General features: G+C 69.1%; 16 protein-coding genes and 1 tRNA gene. 9 read left to right on the top strand and 8 right to left on the bottom strand.

Translation table 11 applies throughout. The features are described 5' to 3' along the window. Window positions 1–13: 13 nt before the first annotated feature. Window positions 14–87 (bottom strand) — tRNA-Gly (locus ACJEIK_RS01885). A gap of 45 nt (window positions 88–132) precedes the next feature. Here ACJEIK_RS01885 and dcd point away from each other — a divergent pair. Further along, complete coding sequence (gene dcd / locus ACJEIK_RS01890) at window positions 133–702, top strand: dCTP deaminase (protein WP_133428252.1); 570 nt, start codon at window positions 133–135, stop codon at window positions 700–702. Between the two features lie 320 nt (window positions 703–1022). On the opposite strand, the gene ACJEIK_RS01895 is transcribed toward dcd, so the two are convergent. Then, the gene (locus tag ACJEIK_RS01895) at window positions 1023–1865 is read right to left on the bottom strand and encodes a superoxide dismutase family protein (protein ID WP_205848928.1); all 843 of its coding nucleotides are present in this window, start codon (window positions 1863–1865) and stop codon (window positions 1023–1025) included. Window positions 1866–2030: 165 nt separating this feature from the next. Between ACJEIK_RS01895 and ACJEIK_RS01900 the strand changes: the two genes are divergently transcribed. The 6 genes from ACJEIK_RS01900 to ACJEIK_RS01925 all read left to right on the top strand — a co-directional run bounded on the left by ACJEIK_RS01900 (window position 2031) and on the right by ACJEIK_RS01925 (window position 9039). Then, window positions 2031–3341: an ammonium transporter gene (locus ACJEIK_RS01900; protein ID WP_135356161.1), complete on the top strand. Its 1311-nt coding sequence runs from the start codon at window positions 2031–2033 to the stop codon at window positions 3339–3341. 248 nt (window positions 3342–3589) lie between these two features. Then, window positions 3590–5116 (top strand): hypothetical protein, encoded by a 1527-nt coding sequence (locus ACJEIK_RS01905; protein ID WP_409430941.1) that lies wholly within the window; start codon window positions 3590–3592, stop codon window positions 5114–5116. 95 nt (window positions 5117–5211) lie between these two features. Next, entirely contained in the window at window positions 5212–6540 is a 1329-nt protein-coding gene (locus tag ACJEIK_RS01910) for a UDP-glucose dehydrogenase family protein (RefSeq protein WP_409430942.1), read from the top strand. 60 nt (window positions 6541–6600) lie between these two features. After that, window positions 6601–7908 (top strand): cytochrome P450, encoded by a 1308-nt coding sequence (locus tag ACJEIK_RS01915; protein ID WP_204158589.1) that lies wholly within the window; start codon window positions 6601–6603, stop codon window positions 7906–7908. A 1-nt stretch (window position 7909) separates the two neighbouring features. Continuing rightward, complete coding sequence (locus ACJEIK_RS01920; RefSeq protein WP_406802254.1) at window positions 7910–8659, top strand: maleylpyruvate isomerase family mycothiol-dependent enzyme; 750 nt, start codon at window positions 7910–7912, stop codon at window positions 8657–8659. A 17-nt stretch (window positions 8660–8676) separates the two neighbouring features. Further along, entirely contained in the window at window positions 8677–9039 is a 363-nt protein-coding gene (locus tag ACJEIK_RS01925) for a nuclear transport factor 2 family protein (protein ID WP_061007081.1), read from the top strand. On the opposite strand, the gene ACJEIK_RS01930 is transcribed toward ACJEIK_RS01925, so the two are convergent. Then, a complete protein-coding gene (locus ACJEIK_RS01930) occupies window positions 9008–10240 on the bottom strand; it encodes a YibE/F family protein (protein ID WP_409430943.1) in 1233 nt (410 codons plus the stop codon). The genes ACJEIK_RS01925 and ACJEIK_RS01930 overlap by 32 nt on opposite strands. Continuing rightward, window positions 10150–10716, bottom strand: coding sequence for an SRPBCC family protein (locus ACJEIK_RS01935; protein ID WP_409430944.1), 567 nt, complete (start codon window positions 10714–10716; stop codon window positions 10150–10152). Before ACJEIK_RS01935 ends, ACJEIK_RS01930 begins: the two co-directional genes overlap by 91 nt. Before the next feature lie 36 nt (window positions 10717–10752). Between ACJEIK_RS01935 and ACJEIK_RS01940 the strand changes: the two genes are divergently transcribed. Beyond that, window positions 10753–11379, top strand: coding sequence for a TetR family transcriptional regulator (locus ACJEIK_RS01940; protein WP_061007084.1), 627 nt, complete (start codon window positions 10753–10755; stop codon window positions 11377–11379). A 55-nt stretch (window positions 11380–11434) separates the two neighbouring features. Here ACJEIK_RS01940 and ACJEIK_RS01945 read toward each other — a convergent pair whose 3' ends face one another. The 4 genes from ACJEIK_RS01945 to ACJEIK_RS01960 form a co-directional block, all read right to left on the bottom strand. After that, window positions 11435–12718, bottom strand: a complete 1284-nt coding sequence (locus ACJEIK_RS01945; protein WP_061007085.1) for a pyridoxal phosphate-dependent aminotransferase — start codon at window positions 12716–12718, stop codon at window positions 11435–11437. A 114-nt stretch (window positions 12719–12832) separates the two neighbouring features. Next, window positions 12833–15718 carry a heterodisulfide reductase-related iron-sulfur binding cluster gene (locus tag ACJEIK_RS01950; RefSeq protein ID WP_135356353.1) on the bottom strand — a complete coding sequence of 962 codons (2886 nt, stop codon included), beginning with the start codon at window positions 15716–15718 and terminating at the stop codon, window positions 12833–12835. 212 nt (window positions 15719–15930) lie between these two features. Then, window positions 15931–18423 carry an isoniazid response ATPase/transcriptional regulator IniR gene (gene iniR, locus ACJEIK_RS01955; RefSeq protein WP_267324558.1) on the bottom strand — a complete coding sequence of 831 codons (2493 nt, stop codon included), beginning with the start codon at window positions 18421–18423 and terminating at the stop codon, window positions 15931–15933. Then, window positions 18420–20408 carry an Hsp70 family protein gene (locus ACJEIK_RS01960; RefSeq protein WP_226520496.1) on the bottom strand — a complete coding sequence of 663 codons (1989 nt, stop codon included), beginning with the start codon at window positions 20406–20408 and terminating at the stop codon, window positions 18420–18422. Before ACJEIK_RS01960 ends, iniR begins: the two co-directional genes overlap by 4 nt. 215 nt (window positions 20409–20623) lie before the next feature. Between ACJEIK_RS01960 and ACJEIK_RS01965 the strand changes: the two genes are divergently transcribed. Further along, entirely contained in the window at window positions 20624–21160 is a 537-nt protein-coding gene (locus ACJEIK_RS01965; protein WP_191260185.1) for an Rv0340 family IniB-related protein, read from the top strand. The last annotated feature ends 235 nt before the right edge of the window (window positions 21161–21395 follow it).

Below are 21395 nucleotides of genomic sequence, written 5' to 3' on the forward strand. Positions count from 1 at the left end.
GATTCAACCTTCGTGGAGCCGATGACGGGAATCGAACCCGCGTATTCAGCTTGGGAAGCTGATGTTCTGCCATTGAACTACATCGGCATGGTGCCGCTGCAGGATATCAACCCGGGCCGATAGGCTCCCCACGTGCTCCTCTCAGATCGCGATCTTCGGGCTGAAATCGCTGCTGGACGTCTCGGCATCGACCCGTTCGATGACTCGATGGTGCAGCCCTCCAGCGTCGACGTCCGGCTGGACAGCCTGTTCCGGGTCTTCAACAACACCCGCTACACGCACATCGACCCGGCGCAGCAGCAGGACGAGCTGACCACCCTGGTCGAGCCCGCCGAAGGCGAGCCCTTCGTCCTGCACCCGGGTGAGTTCGTGCTGGGCTCGACCCTCGAAACCTGCACGCTCCCACACGATCTGGCGGGCCGCCTCGAAGGTAAGAGCTCATTGGGCCGGCTCGGCCTGCTGACGCATTCGACCGCGGGCTTCATCGACCCGGGCTTCTCCGGCCACATCACGCTGGAGCTGTCGAACGTCGCCAACCTGCCGATCACGCTGTGGCCCGGCATGAAGATCGGCCAGCTGTGCTTGCTCCGCCTCACCAGCCCGGCCGAGCACCCCTACGGCAGCGACAAGGTCGGCTCCAAGTACCAGGGCCAGCGCGGGCCGACGCCCTCGCGGTCGTACCTCAACTTCGTCAAGCCCTGAGCGCAGGCTCAATTCGCTCTGCGGTGAGGGTGCCGGCTACTCGGCCTTTGTCGCCCTGGTTGCAGGCTCAACGCCCGCGGGCCGCTTGCGGACGTTGACCCTGTAACCAGGGCCCTGGTTACTCGCAATTTTGCGCCACCAGCGCAGCGTCAACGGGAACTGGGGATTGGGTCTGCGGTAGCGACGCTCGCTACTCGGTGTTTCCCGCCGCAGGCGCAGGATCAACGCACACGGGCTGCTCGCCGACGTTGACCCTGTATCCAGGGCGCCGCCTACTCGGCCTTTTGCGCCCTCGTTGCAGGGTCAACGGAAACCCAGACTCAGCCACCCGGCATCGGGTTCACCGGCGCGACCGGGCTGGTGGGGATCGTGGTGGTCGTCGTCGCCACAGTGGTCGAGGTCGTGGTCGTCGACGGAGTAGTGGACGACGGCGTCGTGGAAGTCGGCGACACCGTGGTCGAAGACGTCACCGGCGGCGCCACCGGCACGCCCGTCGTCTCGGTGACCGTGGCGGTCGACGTCGAAGTAGACGGAGACGACGTAGAAGAAGCACCAGCCGGGGCAAGCACCGCACAGGCCACGCGCCCGCCGGCGTCACCGGTCGCGAGGGTCTCGGCGTCCGGGCCCGGCGTCCCGTTGTGGGTGTAGCGCGGCGGGATGTTGGCGAAGTTGTCCGGCCCCTGGTGGATGATCAGCGCACTGCCTTCGGGCCCCTTCAGACCCGCTTCGGTGAATGCGTCGGTCGTCGCGACGACCTTCCCGGTGCCATCGCCGCGGATGTTCAGCGGCGTCAGGTCACCGCTCGACGGATGCCCGGTGTGCCCAGCGACCTGCAGATGGCCGCCGGCTGAGGTGAAGTCGCCCTCGCACTTGCCGACGGAGTGAATGTGCATGCCGTGGCTACCCGGGGCGAGGATGCCGCCGCCAGTGGTCTCCACGGTCACGGTGGCGTAGCCGTCGGTGAAGTCGATCGAGGCATTGGCGACGGGCCTGCCGTCGGACGTCTTCAGCACGACGTTCAGCGCGGACGGGTTGGCCTGGGTCCAGGTCGTCGGCGGCGCAGACGTCGACGGCTTCGAGCCGTTCTGGTTGGAATTGCAGGCGGCCAGCACAAAGACCGGTGCGGTGAGCAGAGCAGCAGCTGCAGTGGCGCGATTCAACATGAACACCCTGATACCCGGAACCACCAGCGTCTAACCGCCACTTGTTTCACGGGGAACCAAGCCCGAACACGCATGTGAGGCTGGTGTAACACGTCGGAAACGCAGTCGCCGCGCGCCGGAAACGCCGCCGATACATCCTCGTCAAGATTGTCGAAGGAGTCCCACGTGCAAGGCATCGATCCCGCCGCCACCGCCTGGCTGCTCGCCAGCACCGCCCTCGTCCTGCTGATGACCCCGGGCCTGGCCATCTTCTACGGCGGCATGGTCCGCACGACCGGCGTGCTCAACATGATCATGATGAGCTTCATCTCGATTCCGCTGGTCACGGTGGCGTGGCTGGTGCTCGGGTACACGCTGGCCTTCTCGGATGGCGACGGCTTCCTCGGCAACCTCGAACACATCGGCATGCTCGGCATCAGCCCCAGCACCACGCACGGCACCGTCCCTGAGCTGCTCTTCGCCACGTTCCAGCTGACGTTCGCCATCATCACCGCGGCCCTGATCAGCGGCGCGATCGCCGACCGCGCCAAGTTCTCGGCCTGGATGGTCTTCGTGCCGATCTGGGCGATCGTGGTCTACAGCGTCATCGCGCACTGGGTCTGGGGTCCGGACGGCTGGCTCGCCAAGCTGGGCGCGCTGGACTACGCGGGTGGTCTGGTCGTCGAGATCGCATCGGGCGCCTCGGCGCTGGCGCTCGCCATCGTGCTGGGCCCGCGCATCGGCTTCAAGCAGGACGCCATGCGCCCGCACAATCTGCCGTTCGTTCTCCTCGGTGTGGGTCTGCTGTGGTTCGGCTGGTTCGGCTTCAACGCCGGCTCGGCGCTCGCAGCCAACGGCACCGCCGCCGCGATCTTCCTGAACACCCTGGTCGCCGGCTGTCTCGGCATGCTCGGCTGGCTCACCGTCGAGCAGGTGCGTGACGGCAAGCCGACGACGTTCGGTGCGGCGTCCGGCGTCGTCGCCGGCCTGGTCGCGATCACGCCGTCGTGCGGCACGGTCAACACGCTGGGCGCGCTCGTCGTCGGGCTGCTGGCCGGTGTCATCTGCTCCTTCGCGGTCGGTCTGAAGTTCAAGCTCAACTACGACGACTCGCTCGACGTCGTCGGCGTGCACTTCGTCGGCGGCGTCGTCGGCGTCGTGCTGATCGGCCTGCTCGCGACGGACGTCATGACGGGCGGCGCGCGCGGCCTGTTCTACGGCGGCGGATTCGCCCAGCTCGGCAAGCAGCTGCTGGCCATGGCCGTCGTCGCGGTATACGCCTTCACCGCGACGTTCGTGCTCGGCAAGATCATCGACAAGGTGATGGGCTTCCGGCTCAGCGCCGAGGACGAGACTGCCGGCGTCGACTTCACGCAGCACGCCGAAACTGCCTACGCGGAGGGCGTGCACGGTCACCTGGGCACCCGCCGGCCGTCGGGTTCGACCTCACTGACCGACCTGTTGAAGCAGCCCCGCCCGGACGCCGAGGACGCCTGAAACTGCTTAGGTCATCTACGCCGAACGCGGGTAGGGTTGAACCACCGGCATTGGCGGGACTGTGTCAGCCAGCGCCGCGGCAAGAACTGCATCGCGGCTCGATGAGCTGGGGGAATCGGTAACGACTCCACCGTTCGCTGCGATGAAGTATCTGGTTGTGGCCTGCTCGGCAGGGGTTTCCCGGTGGCGGCCTAGATAGCGTAGCGAACACTATTGGAGGGTCAGTGGACATCGTTCTGGGTGTGTCTATGACGCCAACCACGGTGCGTATGGCGCTGGTTGAGGGTGACAAGGCCGACGGTGAAATCGTCGACCACGATATTTTCGAAACGCAGACGGCGGACGATTCAGCAACGCCGGTCGAGCAGGTCGTCAGCGCCATCCTGGGCACCCGGGAGAGCGCCGAGGAAGGCGGCCACCACCTGAAATCGGTGGGCGTCGCCTGGAGCGACCACGACGCTGCCGCGCGGTTGCGCGACGCGCTGGACGCCGCCGGCGTCAAGGACGTCATGATGGTCTCCGAGCTGCACGCCGCGGGATCGCTGGCGCAGGCCGCCGGCCAGGCGGTCGGCTACTCGAGCACCGGTCTGCTGTTCGTCGACCGCGACACCGCCACCATGTCCGTCGTCGATTCCGACGGCGCCATCTCGAAGGTCCTGAGCCGCAGCCTGCACAGCACCGACGCCATGGCCGTCCTCGGCGACATGGCCGCCGCCGTCGCCAGTGCCGATACGTCGCCGCAGGGCATGTTCGTCGTCGGCTCCGGTGTCGACGTCACGGCCGTGCAGGCCCACCTGGCCGAACTGCTCGACATCCCCGTGAACGCCCCGGGCGATGCCGAGCTGGCGCTGGCCCGTGGTGCCGCCCTCGCGTCCGCGACTGCACCGATGTTCGACGCCGCCACCGCCGGCCTGGCGTACTCGGCCGCGCCGGGTGGTGCCGTTGCCGCGGCGCCGCTGGCGGCCCCGCTGCTGACGGCCGACGAGTTCGGTTTCGACGAGCTGGGCGACGCCCCCGTGGTCGCCGATCAGGGCCGCAAGCCCTTCCTGCTGGTCGGTAGCGCGCTCACCTCGATCTTCGTCGTCGGTGTTGTGGCCCTTGCCATTTCGCTTGCGGTGAGCATCCGGCCGACGGTCGATCAACGGCCGGCGCCCGCGCAGGCCGCCGCCGCACCGGCCGCCGCCCCGGCGCCGCCGCCGGCTGCCGTCCCGCCGCCCGCCGCACCGGCCGCCGCCCCGGAACCGGCGCCCGAAGCTGTCGCCCCGGCGCCGCGTCACGTCGAAGCGCCGCAGGTCGTCAAGGAATCGGCACCGCAGGTGCACGTCCCCGCGCCCGCCCCGGAGGCCCCCGCGCCGGCTCCGGCACCCGTCCCGGTATCGATGCCCGACGTGCCGGCCGCACCGGTCGAGCCCCCGCCCGCGGCGGTACCGGCCCCGGCGCCGGTGGTGCTGCCGCCGCCGGTCATCGCGATCCCCGGCCCGCAGCCGCCCGCCTGGAATCCCTGGGTGCCGCGTCCGCAGCAGCCGCAGTGGAACCCGGGCAACAACTACCCGGACTACCCGAGTCGCGGCGGCCGCGGTCACGACGACGATGGCTACCCGGGCAACTACCCCGGCAACGGCTACCCCGGAAACCAGTACCCCGGCAACGGATACCCGGGCAGCCAGTACCCGGGCGGCTCGAACGGGTACCCGGGCGACTACCCCGGTGACTCCGGCAAGAAGCCGAAGCAGCCCAAGCAGACCTGCTTCCTGATCTTCTGCCAGAAGAACTGACGCCCGTCAGGCCGGCGGCTGTTTGTCATCTGCCGTTGGCCTGACGCTCAGTGTCGCGTAGCGATGCGCTCATCGCGGCTGCCTATCAAGGCAGTATGAGATGCACCGTGTTCGGTACCGGCTACCTCGGAGCGACGCATGCCGCCGGCATGGCGGAGCTCGGCCATGAGGTCCTCGGCGTCGACATCGACCCCGGCAAGATCGCGAAGCTGGCGGCCGGTGACATCCCGTTCTACGAGCCAGGGCTGCGGAAGATGCTGCGCGACAACATCGAAGCCGGGCGGCTGCACTTCACCACCGACTATGACGAGGCCGCCGAATTCGGTGACGTGCACTTCCTCGGCGTGGGCACCCCGCAGAAGAAGGGGGAGTACGCCGCCGACCTGCGGTACGTGCGGTCCGTCATCGACACCCTGGTGCCGCGGCTGCGCCGGCCCACGGTGATCGTCGGCAAGTCCACCGTCCCGGTGGGCACCGCGGCCGAACTCGGGGCCCGGGCCCGCGAGCTCGCGCCGGCGGGCATCGACGTCGAGGTGGCGTGGAATCCGGAGTTCCTGCGCGAAGGGTTCGCCGTCAAGGACACCCTGCACCCGGACCGCATCGTCCTTGGCGTGCAAGCGGATTCGCAGCGCGCCGAGGCGGCGATCCGGGAGCTGTACGCGCGCATCCTGGAGCGCGGCGTGCCGTTCCTGCTGACCGACCTACAGACCGCGGAACTGGTCAAGGTCTCCGCGAACGCCTTCCTGGCCACCAAGATCTCGTTCATCAACGCCATCGCCGAGGTGTGCGAAGCGACCAACGCCGACGTCACCGTCCTGGCCGACGCACTGGGCTATGACCCCCGCATCGGCCGGCGATTCCTCAACGCCGGCTTGGGTTTTGGTGGTGGCTGCCTGCCCAAGGACATCCGCGCCTTCATGGCCCGCGCCGGTGAACTCGGCGCCGACCCCGCGCTGACCTTCCTGCGTGAGGTGGACAGCATCAATATGCGCCGGCGCACCCGCATGGTGGAGCTGACCACCAAGGCGTGCGGCGGCACGCTGTTGGGCGCCAACATCGCGGTGCTGGGTGCGGCGTTCAAGCCCGAGTCCGACGACGTGCGTGACTCGCCCGCACTGAACGTGGCCGGCATGCTGCAGCTCAACGGCGCCGCCGTCAACGTCTACGACCCCAAGGCGATGGACAACTCCCGCCGGGTCTTCCCGACGCTGAACTACTCCACGTCCGTCATCGAGGCCTGTGATCGCGCCGACGCCGTGCTGGTCCTGACCGAATGGCAGGAGTTCCTGGACCTGGACCCCGAACAGCTCGCGACCACCGTCCGCGTGAAAGTGATTGTCGACGGCCGCAATTGCCTCGACGTCGCGAAGTGGCAGGCCGCGGGCTGGCGGGTGCACGCGCTGGGCCGCAATCTGACCCCCTGATTTCCGACTGCAGTATGTAGCCCGACGCTGCCGGGCGTGCCTAAGCTCGGCGTCATGACGCTGAGGCAACGTCTCAACTGGTTCGCACTGCACGCCGTCATCCGCAAGCTCGCCGCATACGGCGCGCGGCATGGCGACCTCCAAGGCCGGCTCATCGCCGACCCGTCGGTGCGCGCCGACCCCGGCGCGTTCGCCGACGAACTGCGCAGCCGAGGCCGGATGTACCGCGGCCGGGCAGCCTGGATCACCGCGGATCACGCTCTCGTGCACCAGATTCTGCGGTCCGATGATTTCACCGTCACGCAGATCGGCGGGACGCTGCCCGGCGCACTCGGTTGGCTGGAGGGCAAGACCACCGTCAAGGGCCGGTTGCATCCCCTGCTGCCGCCCTCGCTGCTGTCGGTCGACGGCGAGCAGCACACGCGCTACCGCAAGACCGTCTCGGCGGTGTTCACCACGCGGGCCGTCGCGGCATTGCGGGAACGCGTACAGCAGGCCGCGACCGGGCTCATCGACGACCTGACGGCGGGTGCCACCGTCGATGTCGTGCAGAGCTACTGCTCGCAACTGCCCGTCACGGTGATCGCGGACATCCTCGGGGTGCCCGAGCATGACCGGTCGCGCATCCTCGAATTCGGCGAACTGGCCGCACCCAGCCTGGACATCGGGCTGACGTGGCAGCAGTACCTCAGCGTCGAAGACGGGCTGGACGGTTTCAACACCTGGCTGAGCACCCACATCCGCGAGCTGCGGGCCAATCCCGGCGACAACCTGATGAGCCAGTTGATCGAGGCCAGCGACGGGGGCGCCCGGCTCAACGACGAAGAACTGCGCGCCACCGCGGGACTGGTTCTGGCGGCCGGGTTCGAGACCACGGTGAATCTGCTGGGCAACGGCATCCGAATGTTGTTGCAGCATCCCGATCAACTGGCCCTGTTGCTGGCACAGCCCGACCTCTGGCCCACCGCCGTCGAAGAGATTCTGCGGCTCGACTCGCCGGTCCAGCTGTCGGCCCGCATCGCCAAGGTCGACGTCGACCTCGCGGGGTACCACGTGCAGGCGGGCGAGCCCGTCGTCGTCTACCTGGCGGGCGCCAACCGCGACCCGGCCGTCTTCCCCGACCCGCACCGCTTCGACGTCGCCAGGGACAACGCGGGCAAGCACCATTCGTTCTCCGGCGGACGGCACTTCTGCCTCGGTGCGGCGCTGGCCCGATCGGAGGGCGAAGTGGGCCTGCGGACGTTCTTCGAGCGGTTCCCCGACGCGCAGCTGGCGGGTCCCGGCACCCGCCGCGACACCAGGGTGCTGCGCGGCTGGGCGGCATTGCCGATCGCACTCGGGCAGGCGCGCGCAGCGGTACCGTCGTGAAATGGCCTTCCGCGCAGCCCTGATCGAGGAAACCGCCGCTTTCGGCGACATCATCCGCACTGCCGATCTCGACACCCCGGTGCCCGCCTGTCCGGGGTGGACGCTCAAGCAGCTGTTGAAGCACGTCGGTCGCGGTAACCGCTGGTGCGCCCAGATCGTCGCCGAACACCGTAGGGAACCGCTCGATCCTCGCGAGGTGCGCGACGGGAAACCGCCGGAGGACCTCGACGGCGCCATCGACTGGCTCAACGCCGGTGCACAGGCCCTCATCGATGCCGTCGAACACGTCGGCTCGGATGCGAAGGTGTGGACGTTCATCGGGCCGAAGCCCGCCGGCTGGTGGATCCGGCGCCGGCTCCACGAGCAGACCGTGCACCGTGCCGATGCGCTTCTGGCGCTGGGCCTTCCGTTCGTGCTCGATCCCGAGCTGGCCGCCGACGGGGTGACCGAGACGCTGGAACGCGTCGCGATGATGGCCCCGGCCGGCGATCCGCCGCTGGAGCGCGGCCGGTCGCTGCACCTGCACGCCGCGGAATCCGAGCTGGGCCCCACCGGTGAGTGGCTGGTGGTCAACGACGAGGACGGCCTCGGCTGGTCACATCAGCACGCCAAAGGCGATGCGGCAGTGCGAGGTCCGGCGACCGGGCTGCTGCTCGCGGTCAATCGCCGGCAGACGGTCGAGGAGGCCGGCCTGGAGCTGATCGGCGACGCGGCCGTGTGGCAGCGCTGGGTGGATCACTCGGCTTTCTGAGGGGGTAGGTTTCAGTCATGACGACTTCCGAGATCGCCACGGTTCTGGCGTGGATCGACGCCCTCAACGACCGGGACCTGGACACCCTGGACAAGCTGTCGAGCGGTGACATCGAGATCGGTGACGCGAACGGCGCCACCCAGGGGCGGAATGCGTTGCGGGCCTGGGCAACCGATCTCGACGAGAAGTCGACGCCCGGCCGGATGTTCGTGCACGACGGTGTTGTGGTGGTGGAGCAGACGATCACGGGCGGCGGTGCCGATCGCGCGGCCGCGACGGCGTTCCGCGTGGTGCACGACCACGTCACCTCGGCGTTCCGGCACGACGACCTGGCCTCGGCGCTGGCGGCTACGGAGTTGATCGAGTCGGACGCGGTGTAGCCAGCACCGCCGCGATCGCGGTGGTCAGCGGGACCGACAGCGCCAGCGCGATACCGCCGACCGCCGACCGGGCGATCTCGATCGCCACGCTCTCGCTGGTCAGCACGTCGCCCAGCGACCGGTTGGCCACGCTGAACAACAGCAGCAGTGGCAGCGCGCTGCCGGCGTAGGCGAGGACCAGCGTGTAGACGGTGCTGGCGATGTGGTCGCGCCCCACCCGCATGGCGCCGGTGAAGATGGCGCGCCGGGACGCGCCGTGTTCGGCCAGTTCGAAAGCTGTCGCCGCCTGCGTGACGGTGACGTCGTTGAGCACGCCCAGCGAGCCGATGATGAAGCCCGCGAGCAACAGCCCGGTGATCGACACCGACCCCATATAGGCCGCGATCTCGTTGTTCTGGTCTTCGGACAGCCCGGTGAGGTGCGCCAATTCGATTGCACCCCAGGACAACACCGAAGACAGCAGCAGCGCGCTCAGGGTGCCGAGCAGGGCGGCGCTGGTACGCAGGCTGACGCCGTGCGCCAGGTAGATCACCGCGTACAGGATCACCGACGACGCGACGAGCGCCACCGGGATGGCCGGGCCGCCGTCGCGCAGTGCCGGAAGCAGGAACACCGTCAGCACGACGAACGCCACGGCGATGCCGACCAGCGCCCGCAACCCGCGCCAGCGGGCGACTGCGACGACCACGACGGCGAAGACGGCAGCCAGCGCGACGAGCGGCCACGTGCGCTCGAAGTCGAAGAAGGCATAGGTGGTGGTGCCGGAGTCGTCGACCTGCCGCGTCACCCGGATGTGGTCACCGGCGGCAAGGTGCGGCTGACCGGGGCCGGTGCTGAACTCCAGCAGGGTGTTGGCGCCGGAATTGGGCCCGGAGTCGATGCCGATCAACGACTGCACGCAGCTGCCCGCGCCGGGCGCCGCGGCGACGGGGGCGGAGGTCAGCACCGCGCCCACCGACGGGCTGCCGCAGTTGTTCATGCCGGTCGACACGACGTGCCCGGCCTCGGTGCTGACGGCACCGCCGTGGGCGTTCTGGAACGGCAGGGGGATGTCGACGGCCTTGCCGTGCGGCCACAGCAGGACGGCGCCGATCACGGTCGTCAGCCCGATCACCGCCAGGAGTCCGACGACGATCTTCGCGGCCAGCGGGCTGAGCGGAGCCGGGCCGGAACTGTGCGAGTGGGTATGGGAGTGCGCCACCCGAGCCAGCCTAGGGGGTCGGCCTGAGAGCTTCCCCGCCGTTCCGCCTCGATCACCAGCTTGGCCGACAACGTCGTCAGCACGTACTTGACCACCGCGCGGTAACCCAGACCGACGACGCGCCAAGGGCTTTCGAAGGTGCCGTGCCAGTCGACGCGGGTGCCGTCCGGCTCGGGCGTGAAGGTGACCTGGGCCTGGTAGTTCCGCACGGGAGTCTTCGAGATGATGGTGTAGCCGTGCCGCCGGCCGGGCTCGTGGATCGTCGTCTGCTCGCGCGCGGGAAATCGTGGCGTACCGACGGCGCGGATTGCCCCGACGCCGCCGTCGTCGGCGGGCCCGCGGGTCTCCCAGGTCGAGTAGTTGATCAGGGGCCGCGCCCACTCCGACCAGCGGGACCCGTCGGCCACCACGTCGAACAGCGTGCTCGGCGTGGCCCGCGCATGGCGGGTGACCAGGACTTCGTAGTGGTGTGTCATATTGACCAAGCTAACGGAACGGTGTTCTATTAAGCAATGGATCGGTCGGATTCCCCAGCGGCGCTGTCGTTTGCGCGGGCCCGCAGCCCGCAGCAGCGGGAGGACCGCCTGCGTCGTCTGACGGAGGTCACCCGGGCGCTGTTGGACGACACCCGGGCCAGTGAGCTGACGCTGGGGGAGATCGCCGCCGCGGCGGGCCTGGCCAAATCGGGCGTGCTGCGGTACGCCGGTTCGCGGGAGGCGCTGCTGCTCTCGGTGATGTACCACGAGCACCTGGGCTGGCTGGCGGACCTGCGGACCCAGCTCTACGACGAACGGCGCACGCCGGCAAAGGCTTTGGCGCACACCCTCGCACAGCGCCAGGTGCTCTGCGACCTGATCAGTGCCGCGCCGGTGCTGATGAATCGGCTGACTCCCGAAGCAGCCGAGACTGTGCGTACTCAGGCACGTGACGTCGAGGACCGGCTACGCGAGACCCTCGAGCCCCGGCTGGCGCTGGACCGTCAGCACCTGGTGCTGCTGACCGCCGCGATCCACGCCTTCGTCGGCGCGGTATGGGGTTGGGCGGCAATCGATTCCGTCAAGCAGCCCGAACCCGGCACCGAGCTCGAGAACACCCTCGCCGCGCTGCTACGGACCTTCATCGCGGGTCTGAAGGAGTGATTCGTGCACGATTTTCCGCGGTAGCCGCGGAAAATCGTGCACAAATCCCGAGGGATTACTGGCGGTAGCTCGCCAGGAAGTTGCCGAGGCGCTCGATGGCGGCGGCCAGGTCGCGGGCCCACGGCAGCGTCACGATGCGCAGGTGATCCGGTGTGGGCCAATTGAATCCGGTGCCCTGCGTGAGCAGGATCTTCTCCTGCAGCAGCAGGTCGAGAACCAGCTGCTCGTCGTCCCGGATCTCGTGCACCTCGGGGTCCAGCCGCGGGAACGCGTACAGCGCACCCTCGGGCTTGACGCAGGAGACGCCGGGAATCTCGTTCAGCTTCTGCCACGCGACGTCGCGCTGCTCGAGCAGCCGGCCGCCGGGCAGGATCAGGTCCTCGATGCTCTGGTGTCCGCCGAGCGCCACCTGAATGGCATGCTGCGCAGGCACATTCGGGCACAGCCGCATGTTCGACAGCAGGCTGATGCCCTCCAGGAAGCTGGATGCATGCTCTTTGGGGCCGGTGATGGCGAGCCAGCCGGACCGGTAGCCCGCCACGCGGTACGCCTTGGACAGGCCGTTGAACGTCAGGCACAGCATGTCGGGCGCCACCGAGGCCATCGGGATGTGCTTGGCCTCGTCGTAGAGGATCTTGTCGTAGATCTCGTCGGCCAGCAGCAGCAGCTGGTGCTTGCGCGCCAGGTTCGCGATGGACTCCAGCGTCTCGCGGCTGTACACCGCGCCGGTGGGGTTGTTCGGGTTGATCACGACGATCGCCTTGGTGCGGTCGGTGATCTTCGACTCGAGGTCGGCGATGTCAGGGTTCCAGCCCTGCGTCTCGTCGCACAGGTAGTGCACCGGGGTACCGCCGGCCAGCGCCGTCGACGCCGTCCACAGCGGGTAGTCCGGGGCCGGGATCAGCACCTGGTCGCCGTTGTCGAGCAGTGCCTGCAGCGTCATCGTGATGAGCTCGGAGACGCCGTTGCCCAGGAAGACGTCGTCGACGTCGAACCGGGGGAAGCCCTCGACCAGCTCGTAGCGGGTGACCACCGCGCGGCGCGCGGACACGATGCCCTTGGAGTCGGAGTAGCCCTGGGCGTGGGGGAGGGCGGCGATCATGTCGCGCATGATCACGTCGGGCGCCTCGAAGCCGAACGGCGCCGGGTTACCGATGTTGAGCTTGAGGATCCGGTGGCCCTCGGCCTCGAGCCGGGAGGCCTGCTCGTGTACCGGGCCGCGGATCTCGTAGAGGACGTCCTGCAGTTTGGTCGACTGCGCAAACGTCCGCTGATTACGCGGATGGCCGCTGTGCCATGTGCGGTCAGCGGGTACCTGGTGGGTGGTCACGGGTTCCATGCTCTCATCGGTGTCGAATTCTTTTGCCCATCTGCGATCAGGGCCACATATGCCAATGGCCAGCTACGACGCTCCTCGCGGCGGTCGTAGCTGGCCATTGCGGTGTACTTCGCGTTACCGCTTACCGGGGCGCTTCGCGCCCGGACGCATGCCCAGTCCGACGACCGGCGGTTCCGGCTTGGCCTCTGCCGCCGGAGCAGCGGGTGCCTCTGCGGCGGGTGCCTCGGCGGCCGGCTCAGCCGCCGGAGCCTCAGCAGCCGGAGCGGCGGGGGCCGCCGGAGCTGCCGGAGCAGCCGCCTTCTTGGCGCCGGGGCGACGCGCGCCCGCGGCCAGGCCCAGACCCTTCACCGGAGCCGCGGGAGCGGCCGGTGCGGCGGGAGCCTCGGCGGCGGGAGCAGCCTCGGCGGCCGGGGCCGGAGCGGCAGCGGCAGCCGGAGCGGCAGCCTTCTTGGCACCCGGACGCTTGGCGCCCGCAGCCAGACCCAGACCCTTGGCCGGGGCCGCGGCAGCCGGAGCCTCAGCGGCGGGAGCAGCCTCGGCGGCCGGAGCGGCAGCAGCCGGGGCGGCAGCCTTCTTCGCGCCCGGACGCTTGGCAGCCATACCCAGGCCGGTGACCGGCTTGGCGGCGGCGGGAGCGGCAGCAGGTGCCTCGGCGGCCGGAGCGGCCTCGGCAGCGGGAGCCGGAGCGGCCGGAGCCGGCTTCGGGGCCTCCTTGGCCTTCTTTTCCGCGAGTGCCGCGGAAGCCTTTGCCGCCGTGCCCTTTTCGGGCAGCGTCACCTTGCTGGTGTCGAGCGAGTTCAGCAGCAGCTGCGCGACGTCGAGCACCTCGGTCTTGTCGATGCTGCGGGTCGCGGCCACGTCGTCGACGCCGTCGCTCATCATCACGCGGCAGAACGGGCAGCCGGTCGCGATCGCCGAGGCGCCGGTGTCGACGGCCTCTTCGGCACGCTCGGTGTTGATGCGCTTACCGATGTGCTCTTCCATCCACATGCGGGCACCACCGGCGCCACAGCACAGGCCGCGGTCGGCGTGGCGGGGCATCTCGGTGAGCTTCGCGCCGGCAGCGCCGACCAGCTCACGCGGGGCCTCGTACTCCTTGTTGTGGCGACCGAGGAAGCAGGGGTCGTGGTAGGTGACCTCTTGGCTGGCCGACGACACCGGGATCAGCTTCTTGTCCCGCACCAGGCGGTTCAGCAGCTGCGTGTGGTGCACGACGGTGTAGTTGGCGCCCAGCTGCGGGTACTCGCGGCCGATGGTGTTGAAGCAGTGCGGGCAGGTGACGACGATCTTGCGCTTGTCGGGGTCCACACCCTCGAACAGCTCGTTGATGGTCTCGACGTTCTGCGCGGCGAGCTGCTGGAACAGGAACTCGTTACCGGCGCGGCGGGCCGAGTCACCGGTACAGGTCTCGCCGGTGCCCAGCACCAGGAACTTCACACCCGCGGTGGCGAGCAGTTCGGCGACGGCCTTGGTGGTCTTCTTGGCGCGGTCCTCGTAGGCGCCGGCGCAGCCGACCCAGAACAGGTACTCGAAGCCGTCGAAGCTCTCGACGTCCTGGCCGTAGACCGGGATGTCGAAGTCCAGCTCGTCGATCCAGGTGGTGCGTTCCTTGGCGTTCTGGCCCCAGGGGTTGCCCTTGAGTTCCAGGTTCTTGAACAGCACGCCGAGCTCGCCGGGGAAGTCGGACTCGACCATGACCTGGTAGCGGCGCATGTCGACGATGTGGTCGATGTGCTCGATGTCCACCGGGCACTGCTCGACGCAGGCACCACAGTTGGTGCAGGACCACAGCACGTCGGGGTCGATGACGCCGCCCTGCTCAGCGGTGCCGACCAGCGGGCGGAGCGCCTGCTCGGGGCCGGAACCCTCGATGCGCGCGAAGCCGTCCTCGGGGACGCCGTGTCCGTGCAGGCTGTCACCCAGCTTGGCGAAGTCGACCGAGCCCTCCTCGGGCATCGGCTTGCCCTCGATGATGTAGGGCGCCTTGGCGAACAGGTGGTCGCGCAGGTTCATCATCACGAGCTTGGGGGACAACGGCTTACCGGTGTTCCAGGCGGGGCACTGCGACTGGCAACGACCGCACTCGGTGCAGGTCGCCATGTCGAGGTTGGCCTTCCAGGTGAAGTCCTCGATCTTGCCGCGGCCGAACACCGCGTCCTCGGCCGGATCGTCGAAGTCGATCTTCTCGCCCTTGTACTCCATGGGCAGCAGCGGGCCGAGGCCGTCGGGCAGCCGCTTGAAGGTGACGTTGATCGGGGCCAGACCGATGTGCAGGTGCTTGGAGTGCAGCACGATCAGCAGGAAGACCAGCATGACGCCGATGTGCGACAGCAGCGCGATGGTCTCGATCCAGACGTTGGCGGTGTGGCCCAGCGGAGCCAGCAGCGCGGCCATGCCGTCGGAGAAGAAGGCGCCGTTCTGGTACGGGAAGTGCTCGCCCAGGACGTTGACGGCGGCACCGCGGAAGATCGCGTAGGTCAGGATGACCAGGAAGATCATGATGAGGATCTCCCACGCGCCACCGTTGTGCGATCCGTAGAACCGCGACTCACGACCGATGTTGTCGGGGTTCTTGGTCAGGCGGATGATCGCGAAGACGACGATGCCGGCCAGCACGGCCAGGGCGAAGAAGTCCTGCAGGAAGCCCAGGATGGCCCAGTGTCCGACGAACGGGATGGCGAACTTCGGATCGAACAGGACGCCATAGGCTTCCAGGTACACCGATGCGAGGACGAAGAAGCCCCACATGGTGAAGAAGTGCGCGATGCCGGGGATGGACCACTTGAGGAGCTTCGACTGGGCGAAGACTTCCTTGTTCTGGTTCAGGAAGCGGCGGACGAGATCGTCCTTGCGGCCACGTTCGTCACCGAGCTTCTGCCCGGAGCTGATCAGCTTGGTCAGCCACAGGATGCGCTTGGCGGCGAACCCCAGGACGACGACCGTTGCCAACAGCCCGATGACCAGTCTGGCCACGTCGAGCGTGTGTTCGAGATTCTCCACCGCGCCTCTCCCAGTTATGTAGCTACCGGCTGGTAACTTATTGAGGTTACCAACGGGTAACTTAAGCTAGATGCCTGCTCATAGTCGCATCCTGGGCAGAACGCACGCTAGCAAGGCTGTCCTAACTTGAGCTGCGACTACGCGCTCGCTTCCTTACCCAGAATCGGCCCCGTTCAAGCGCCGGCCACGCGCTTCCTTATATAAGGACGCGTTCAGGCTTTCTCGACGAGCAGCGCCCGCAGCATCGACAACATCTCCGACCGTGATTCGGCCCCCAACCTGCGGCGAATGCGGGCGACGTGGTGTTCGACGGTCTTCGCTGAGATGAGCAGCCGGGCTCCGATATCGCGGTACGGCATGCCCTGCAGCACCAACTCGGCGACCTCACGTTCGCGGTCGGACAGCCGGGTCCAGGCGGGCGTTGCGGCAGCTGTGGCCCGAGCGTCACCCGAGGCAGGAGGTGGTGTGGTGTTGCGCACATCCGTGCCGGAAACGGGCTCACGCGGAATAGCGGGAGCCGCGGGCCCGATGGGATCAGCCGCGGCTTCGAGGGCCGCGTCCTGCTTGAGGTCGCGCGCCAGCTGCAGCATGGCACCGGAGATCCGGCCGTCCGCCGAATGCAACGCGGCCTGACTGGCCAGGCGGGTGGCATCCCATGTCAGCCCGAAGCGGGCCAGCCCGCGGGCGGCCGCCGTCACCTCCGCGGCGTCGACGCCGTCGGCCAGCACCCGCAGCCAGGCGCGGCCCGCGGCGGCGAGCGCGGTGGCGTAGGCGCCGTGTGCGCCCTCGGCCCGGCTGGCGGCGGCCAGGGCCTGCCCGTGTGGTGCGACGGCCTCGGGCGCATTGGCCAGGATGCCGGCGTGCACGCCCGCCCAGTGCAGCGGCACCGCCCAGAGGGCCGGGTTGCCGGCGGTCCGCAACAGCCCGAACGCCTCGGCCAGCGGTTGGCGGAGCTGGTCCAGCTGCTGCAACCGGGCGGCCGCGACCCACAACTCGCCGAGCGGCAGCAGTGCGAACAGGTCCAGGGAGTATTCGGCCAGCACCTCCATGGCCGCGTACCAATGTTTCTGCAGCGCGCCGGTGTCGCCGCTGCGCCGTGCGACCGCGGTCTGCAGCGCGGTGAACCACAGCGCGTCGCGGCGGTGCAGGTCGGCGATCTCGGGGGCGCCCAAAGCCGGCACCGCGGAATCGAGTTGGCCATCGAGCATGCGGATCCAGCCGAGCAGCAGCCGGTGGCGCAGACCGGTGAAACCCGCGTCGCCGCCACCGGTGCGGATGGCCCGGCCGATGACGCTGCGCGCGCGGACGGCGTCACCGCCGTGCAGGGCCACAAGGCCCAGTAGTGCGGCGGGGCTGTCCGGTGCGACCGAGTGGACACCGTTGGTGGACCCGAGGGCCTGCGTGAGGCGTGCCATCGCGACGGCGAACGGCTGGTCGAGCGTCAGCAGCATGCCTTCTGCCATGCCGCGCGCCGCACGCGCGGAAGACGTTGGCGGATTTGAGTTCTCGGCCTGCAGGCAAGCCCGGGCCAGGTCCGCGTCGGCGGTGGCGACACCGACCACGGCGCCCGCGGCGGCGACGAACGGATCGGCATCCGGGCCGAGCCAGCGGAACAGGTCCGCGGCGTGTGCGGCGGCACCGTCGTGCATGGCGACACTGGCGGCGATACGCACGGCCTGGGCGCGGACGGCGGCGTCGTCGGCGGTGAGCAGTTCGTCGGCCAGGGTGCCGGCGGTGGTGCAGTCGCCGGTGACGGCGAGGGCGTCGGCGAGGTGGACGTCGGCCGGGGCGGTGCCGGCGCGGGCCGCGGCGCGGTACAGGCGCGCTGCCTGACGCGGCGCGGCGGACCCGGCGCGGTGGATGAGATCGGCCGCCAGCAGATCATCGACGGTGCCGTGCTCGGCCAGCTTCAGTGCCAATTCGGTTGACAGCGTGGCAGATTCGATCTGCGAGCGCAGCAGTCGGCATTCGGTCTCGCGATGCCGCGCGGCACCGACCAGTCGGGTGAGGCTGCGGTGCAGCGTGTCGATGAATCGCGGATGCAGCGACGCGGACAGCAGGCCACTGGCGCGGGCCCGGTCCATCAGCACGGCCGCGTCGTCGCCGGGCAGCTGCAGGGCGGCGGCGATGTCGTCGGGCCCCAGTTCGGGGCTGAGCGAACACAACAACAACGTGTCCAGCAGGTGTTCGTCCAGCCGGCGCAGCCGCTCGCTCAATGCGACGGACGCGGCCCGGACCGGATCCGCGCCCGAGGCCAGGGCCGACAGCGCCGAGTACACCAGCAGCGGGATGCCGCCGGTCCCGGCGATCAGGGCGGGCACCTGGGTGCCGGGGACATCGGCGCGGGCCAGCGCCTCGTTGATGTCGCGGGGCGTCATCGGCGCCAGCTGGATCGGCGGGTGCTGCCGGCTCAGCGTGGTGGTGAGGGCGTTGAGCGCGGGCTCGTGCGCCCACGGCTCGGCGCTGACCACAACGGTGCGGGCCGGGTCGCCGGCCAGCTCGGTCAGCGTGTCCAGCTCTGCCGGGGACAGCAGCTGGGCATCGTCGATGACGATGGCCGCATCCGGCGCCTCACCGGGCTTGGGTACCCGCGCGAGCATCGTCGTGCCATTGGCCCGCAACGTCTTTCGTACCGCTTCCAGAGCGGTGGTCTTGCCGCTGCCGATTCCGCCGAGCACCAGCGACGTGCCGGCCGCTGCGGTCATTGGCTGGTCGATGCCGAGGGTTGCGCAGTGATGGGCGCCGACGCGGTGGCCACCGATGCCGATGGGGCCGACGCGGTTTCCGCCGACACCGACGCCGTCTTGGGGGGCTGCTCCACCGTGGGCTGCGAACTTGGCGCCTGGGTCGACGGCGCAGCCGTCGGAGTCTGCGTGCTGGGCGGCTGCGTCGTCGGCGGCTTCGTCGTGGTCGGCGGCGCCTGCGTGGTGGTGGGCGGTTGCGTCGTCGTCGGCGGTTGCGTGGTGGTGGGCGGCTGCGTGGTGGTCGTGGTCGGCGGTGGCGTCGTGGTCGTGGTGGTCGTCGTCGACGGCGTGGTCGTGGTCGTGGTGGTCGTGGCGGTGGTGGTCGTGGTGGTCGTCGTCGAGCTGGTGGTCGACGGATCGGTGGTGGTCGTGGTGACCGGTGCGTCGGTGGTGGTGACCGGGTTGGTCACGGTCGAGGTCTCCACCTGGCCGTTCGGATTCGTCTGTGTGACAACGGACTTGGTGGCCTTGTAGGTGCTCGTGGTGATGGAGCCGTCGGGGCCGGTGATGGTGGTGGTGACGTCGACGGTCACGGGGCCGGACGGGGTGTCGTTGCTGGTGAGCCCGACCGCGGCCCAGCTGCCACCGGCGACCAGGAACGCCGCGGCGGCCGCGCCGAAGATCAGCGGTGGGCGCCGGTACCAGGGGACCGGCGCCACGTCGGGCAGGTTGTCCTCTTCTTCGTGGGCGAAGTCCATCACCGGACGCGCGGTGGTCTCGCCGTAGGGCGCTGCCTCGGCGTAGCCGGTGGAGAAATCGGTGGGATATTCGCCGCCGACCGCGGCGCCCGGGTCCTCGTCGTCGGACCAGGCCAGCGACGGCCCGACGGTCGAAGACGGGTTCGCGTCCACGGGCGGCACCGGTGCCGCCATGGTTTCGGGACCGCCTGCCCAGCCTGCCGGGCCGGCGGCCCAGCCCATGGTGGGGGCCATGCCTGTTGGGGCGTCGGCGCTCATGGTGCGCTGATCAACGAGCGGGGCGCCGCCGGCGGCGGTGAGCGCCGGTTGCGGCGAGGTCACGACCGGAACCCGGAAGTGCTCGGAAAGTCGTTGGGTGACAATCGGAATCGATGCACCGCCACCGGCAGTGGCCACGGCGGTCAGGACGCCGGCCGGAATCTGGTTGCGCTGCAGGGATTCCTGCACGACGGCGAGCAGCCCCGCCAGTGCCGGTTCGAGCAGCCGCTCCAACTCGGGACGGGTGATGCGCAGCGCCGATGCGAAGCCGGGCAGGTTGGCGCTGACCGACGTTGCCGTCTCTGACGAGAGGCGCTCCTTGGCCTGCCGGCACTGGTCGCGCAGCTGGGACAGCGAGCCGACGGCCGCGGTGCCGGCCGGATCCGCGTCGGACGACTCGCTGATGCCGGCGATGACGTGGTTCAGCAGGGCCTGGTCCACCAGGTCGCCGGAGAACTCCGGGTAACGGACGGTCTCGCCGATCTGGCTGAGTGTCGCGGCGTCGGCGATGGTCACGCTGGTGCCGCTGCCACCGAAATCGCAGAGTGCCACCACGCCGTGATCGGGCAGTCCGGACCCGGCCTTGAGGCCGGCCAGGGCCGCGGCGGCGTCGGAGACCACGGGTGCGGCGGCCAAACCCGGTTTTCCGCGCAGCGCCGCGGACAGTGCGCCGATGGTGGACATGCCCCAGTGCGCGGGGGCGGCGATGACGATCGGGGCGCCGCCACCGGCGGTGCGGGCCATGGAGTCGAGAGCCTCGGCCAGGACGGCTTCGCCGCGATGCGCCGAACCGTCCGGGGCGATCAGGGGGATCGGGTCGCCGACGCGCTCGACGAACCCGGTCAGCACCAGGCCGCCCGGCTGGGTGGGGATGCCGACTTCGGCGGGCCGGTCCGGGTACAGGGCCAGGATCGCGCGACGGCTCAGCGGCGGTCGCCCGGCCGGCACGGCCACCAGATTGGTCTGGCCGATCGACAAACCGAGGCTCATAAACGTCCACTCCTTTGATGCGCTACCGGACTCAGGCCACCCTATGCGCTGGCGGCCTGGGGGTGGGACACAATCCCCTAACGATTGGCGAATCCCTAATGGGAGTGCCCCTAACGGATGACGTCGGGTGTTGGGGTCAGCACCGATCTCCAGGTGCTTTATCGGCGATAGCATCGAAATAGTTATCAACGGGTCCCCAGAAAGGAGCAGGTGCCATGGCAAATCCGCTACTGGATTTCGTCATGTCGGTCGTCCGTGACCCCGACGTGGCTGCCCACTACGCCGCCGACCCCGCGGGTGCCATCGCCGACGCCAACCTTACTGGCGTCACCACGGCGGATGTCGCGCACCTGATCCCGGTGGTGTCCGAATCTCTGGGCACGGTGTCGTCCGCAGCGGGTGGCGTGCCGACCGCCGGTTTCGACGATCCCGGCGTCAACGTCTGGACCAGCGGTGCCGCCACCGCGGCGTTCGATGCGTTCGACGCCTTCGACACACATGTGCCGACAGTGGTGTCGCCGCAGGTGATTTCCGACCCTGACCTGGGTGGATTCGATAGCGGCCCGGTCCTGCCGGCCCGCGACGCCGTGCCGGACCTGGCGGTGTCCGACGATCTGGGCCTGCACAGCGACGTCCCGGTCGTCGATGCCGGGCAGCTCTCGGATCCGGGTGCGCTCGACTGGCACCCCGTCGATACCGCAGACCCGTCGGCCGGTGTCGAGCATCATCAGGACTTCGACTTCTTCAGCTGACCAGCTCATCCCCGAAACGCCGGTGGCCGCCATGGCCACCGGCGTTTTGTGTTCTCGCACCGCATATTCAGCAAACGCCCTAGCCATCCCCTAATCCCCTAATAGGGGGAGCGTGGATACCCCACTACGTTTCGTTGGGGGTAGGGGTGGTTGCCCCGTTTGCACGGCTCTCGACGGCCCCTAACGTTGTTCTCAGTTCGCCGGACAGCGGCGAGAGAACTTCCCCAGAGCAACA

The sequence above is a fragment of the Mycobacterium sp. SMC-16 genome, from assembly GCF_046250085.1.
Lineage (GTDB): Bacteria > Actinomycetota > Actinomycetes > Mycobacteriales > Mycobacteriaceae > Mycobacterium > Mycobacterium phocaicum.

Coding starts and splice junctions, on each gene's coding strand:
- ACJEIK_RS01895 (WP_205848928.1), bottom strand. CDS start 1,865: ATGTTGAATCGCGCCACTGCAGCTGCTGCTCTGCTCACCGCACCGGTC.
- iniR (WP_267324558.1), bottom strand. CDS start 18,423: ATGACCGCAGCGGCCGGCACGTCGCTGGTGCTCGGCGGAATCGGCAGC.
- ACJEIK_RS01925 (WP_061007081.1), top strand. CDS start 8,677: ATGACGACTTCCGAGATCGCCACGGTTCTGGCGTGGATCGACGCCCTC.
- ACJEIK_RS01920 (WP_406802254.1), top strand. CDS start 7,910: ATGGCCTTCCGCGCAGCCCTGATCGAGGAAACCGCCGCTTTCGGCGAC.
- ACJEIK_RS01910 (WP_409430942.1), top strand. CDS start 5,212: ATGAGATGCACCGTGTTCGGTACCGGCTACCTCGGAGCGACGCATGCC.
- ACJEIK_RS01940 (WP_061007084.1), top strand. CDS start 10,753: ATGGATCGGTCGGATTCCCCAGCGGCGCTGTCGTTTGCGCGGGCCCGC.
- ACJEIK_RS01945 (WP_061007085.1), bottom strand. CDS start 12,718: ATGGAACCCGTGACCACCCACCAGGTACCCGCTGACCGCACATGGCAC.
- ACJEIK_RS01965 (WP_191260185.1), top strand. CDS start 20,624: ATGGCAAATCCGCTACTGGATTTCGTCATGTCGGTCGTCCGTGACCCC.
- ACJEIK_RS01935 (WP_409430944.1), bottom strand. CDS start 10,716: ATGACACACCACTACGAAGTCCTGGTCACCCGCCATGCGCGGGCCACG.
- ACJEIK_RS01905 (WP_409430941.1), top strand. CDS start 3,590: ATGACGCCAACCACGGTGCGTATGGCGCTGGTTGAGGGTGACAAGGCC.
- ACJEIK_RS01960 (WP_226520496.1), bottom strand. CDS start 20,408: ATGAGCCTCGGTTTGTCGATCGGCCAGACCAATCTGGTGGCCGTGCCG.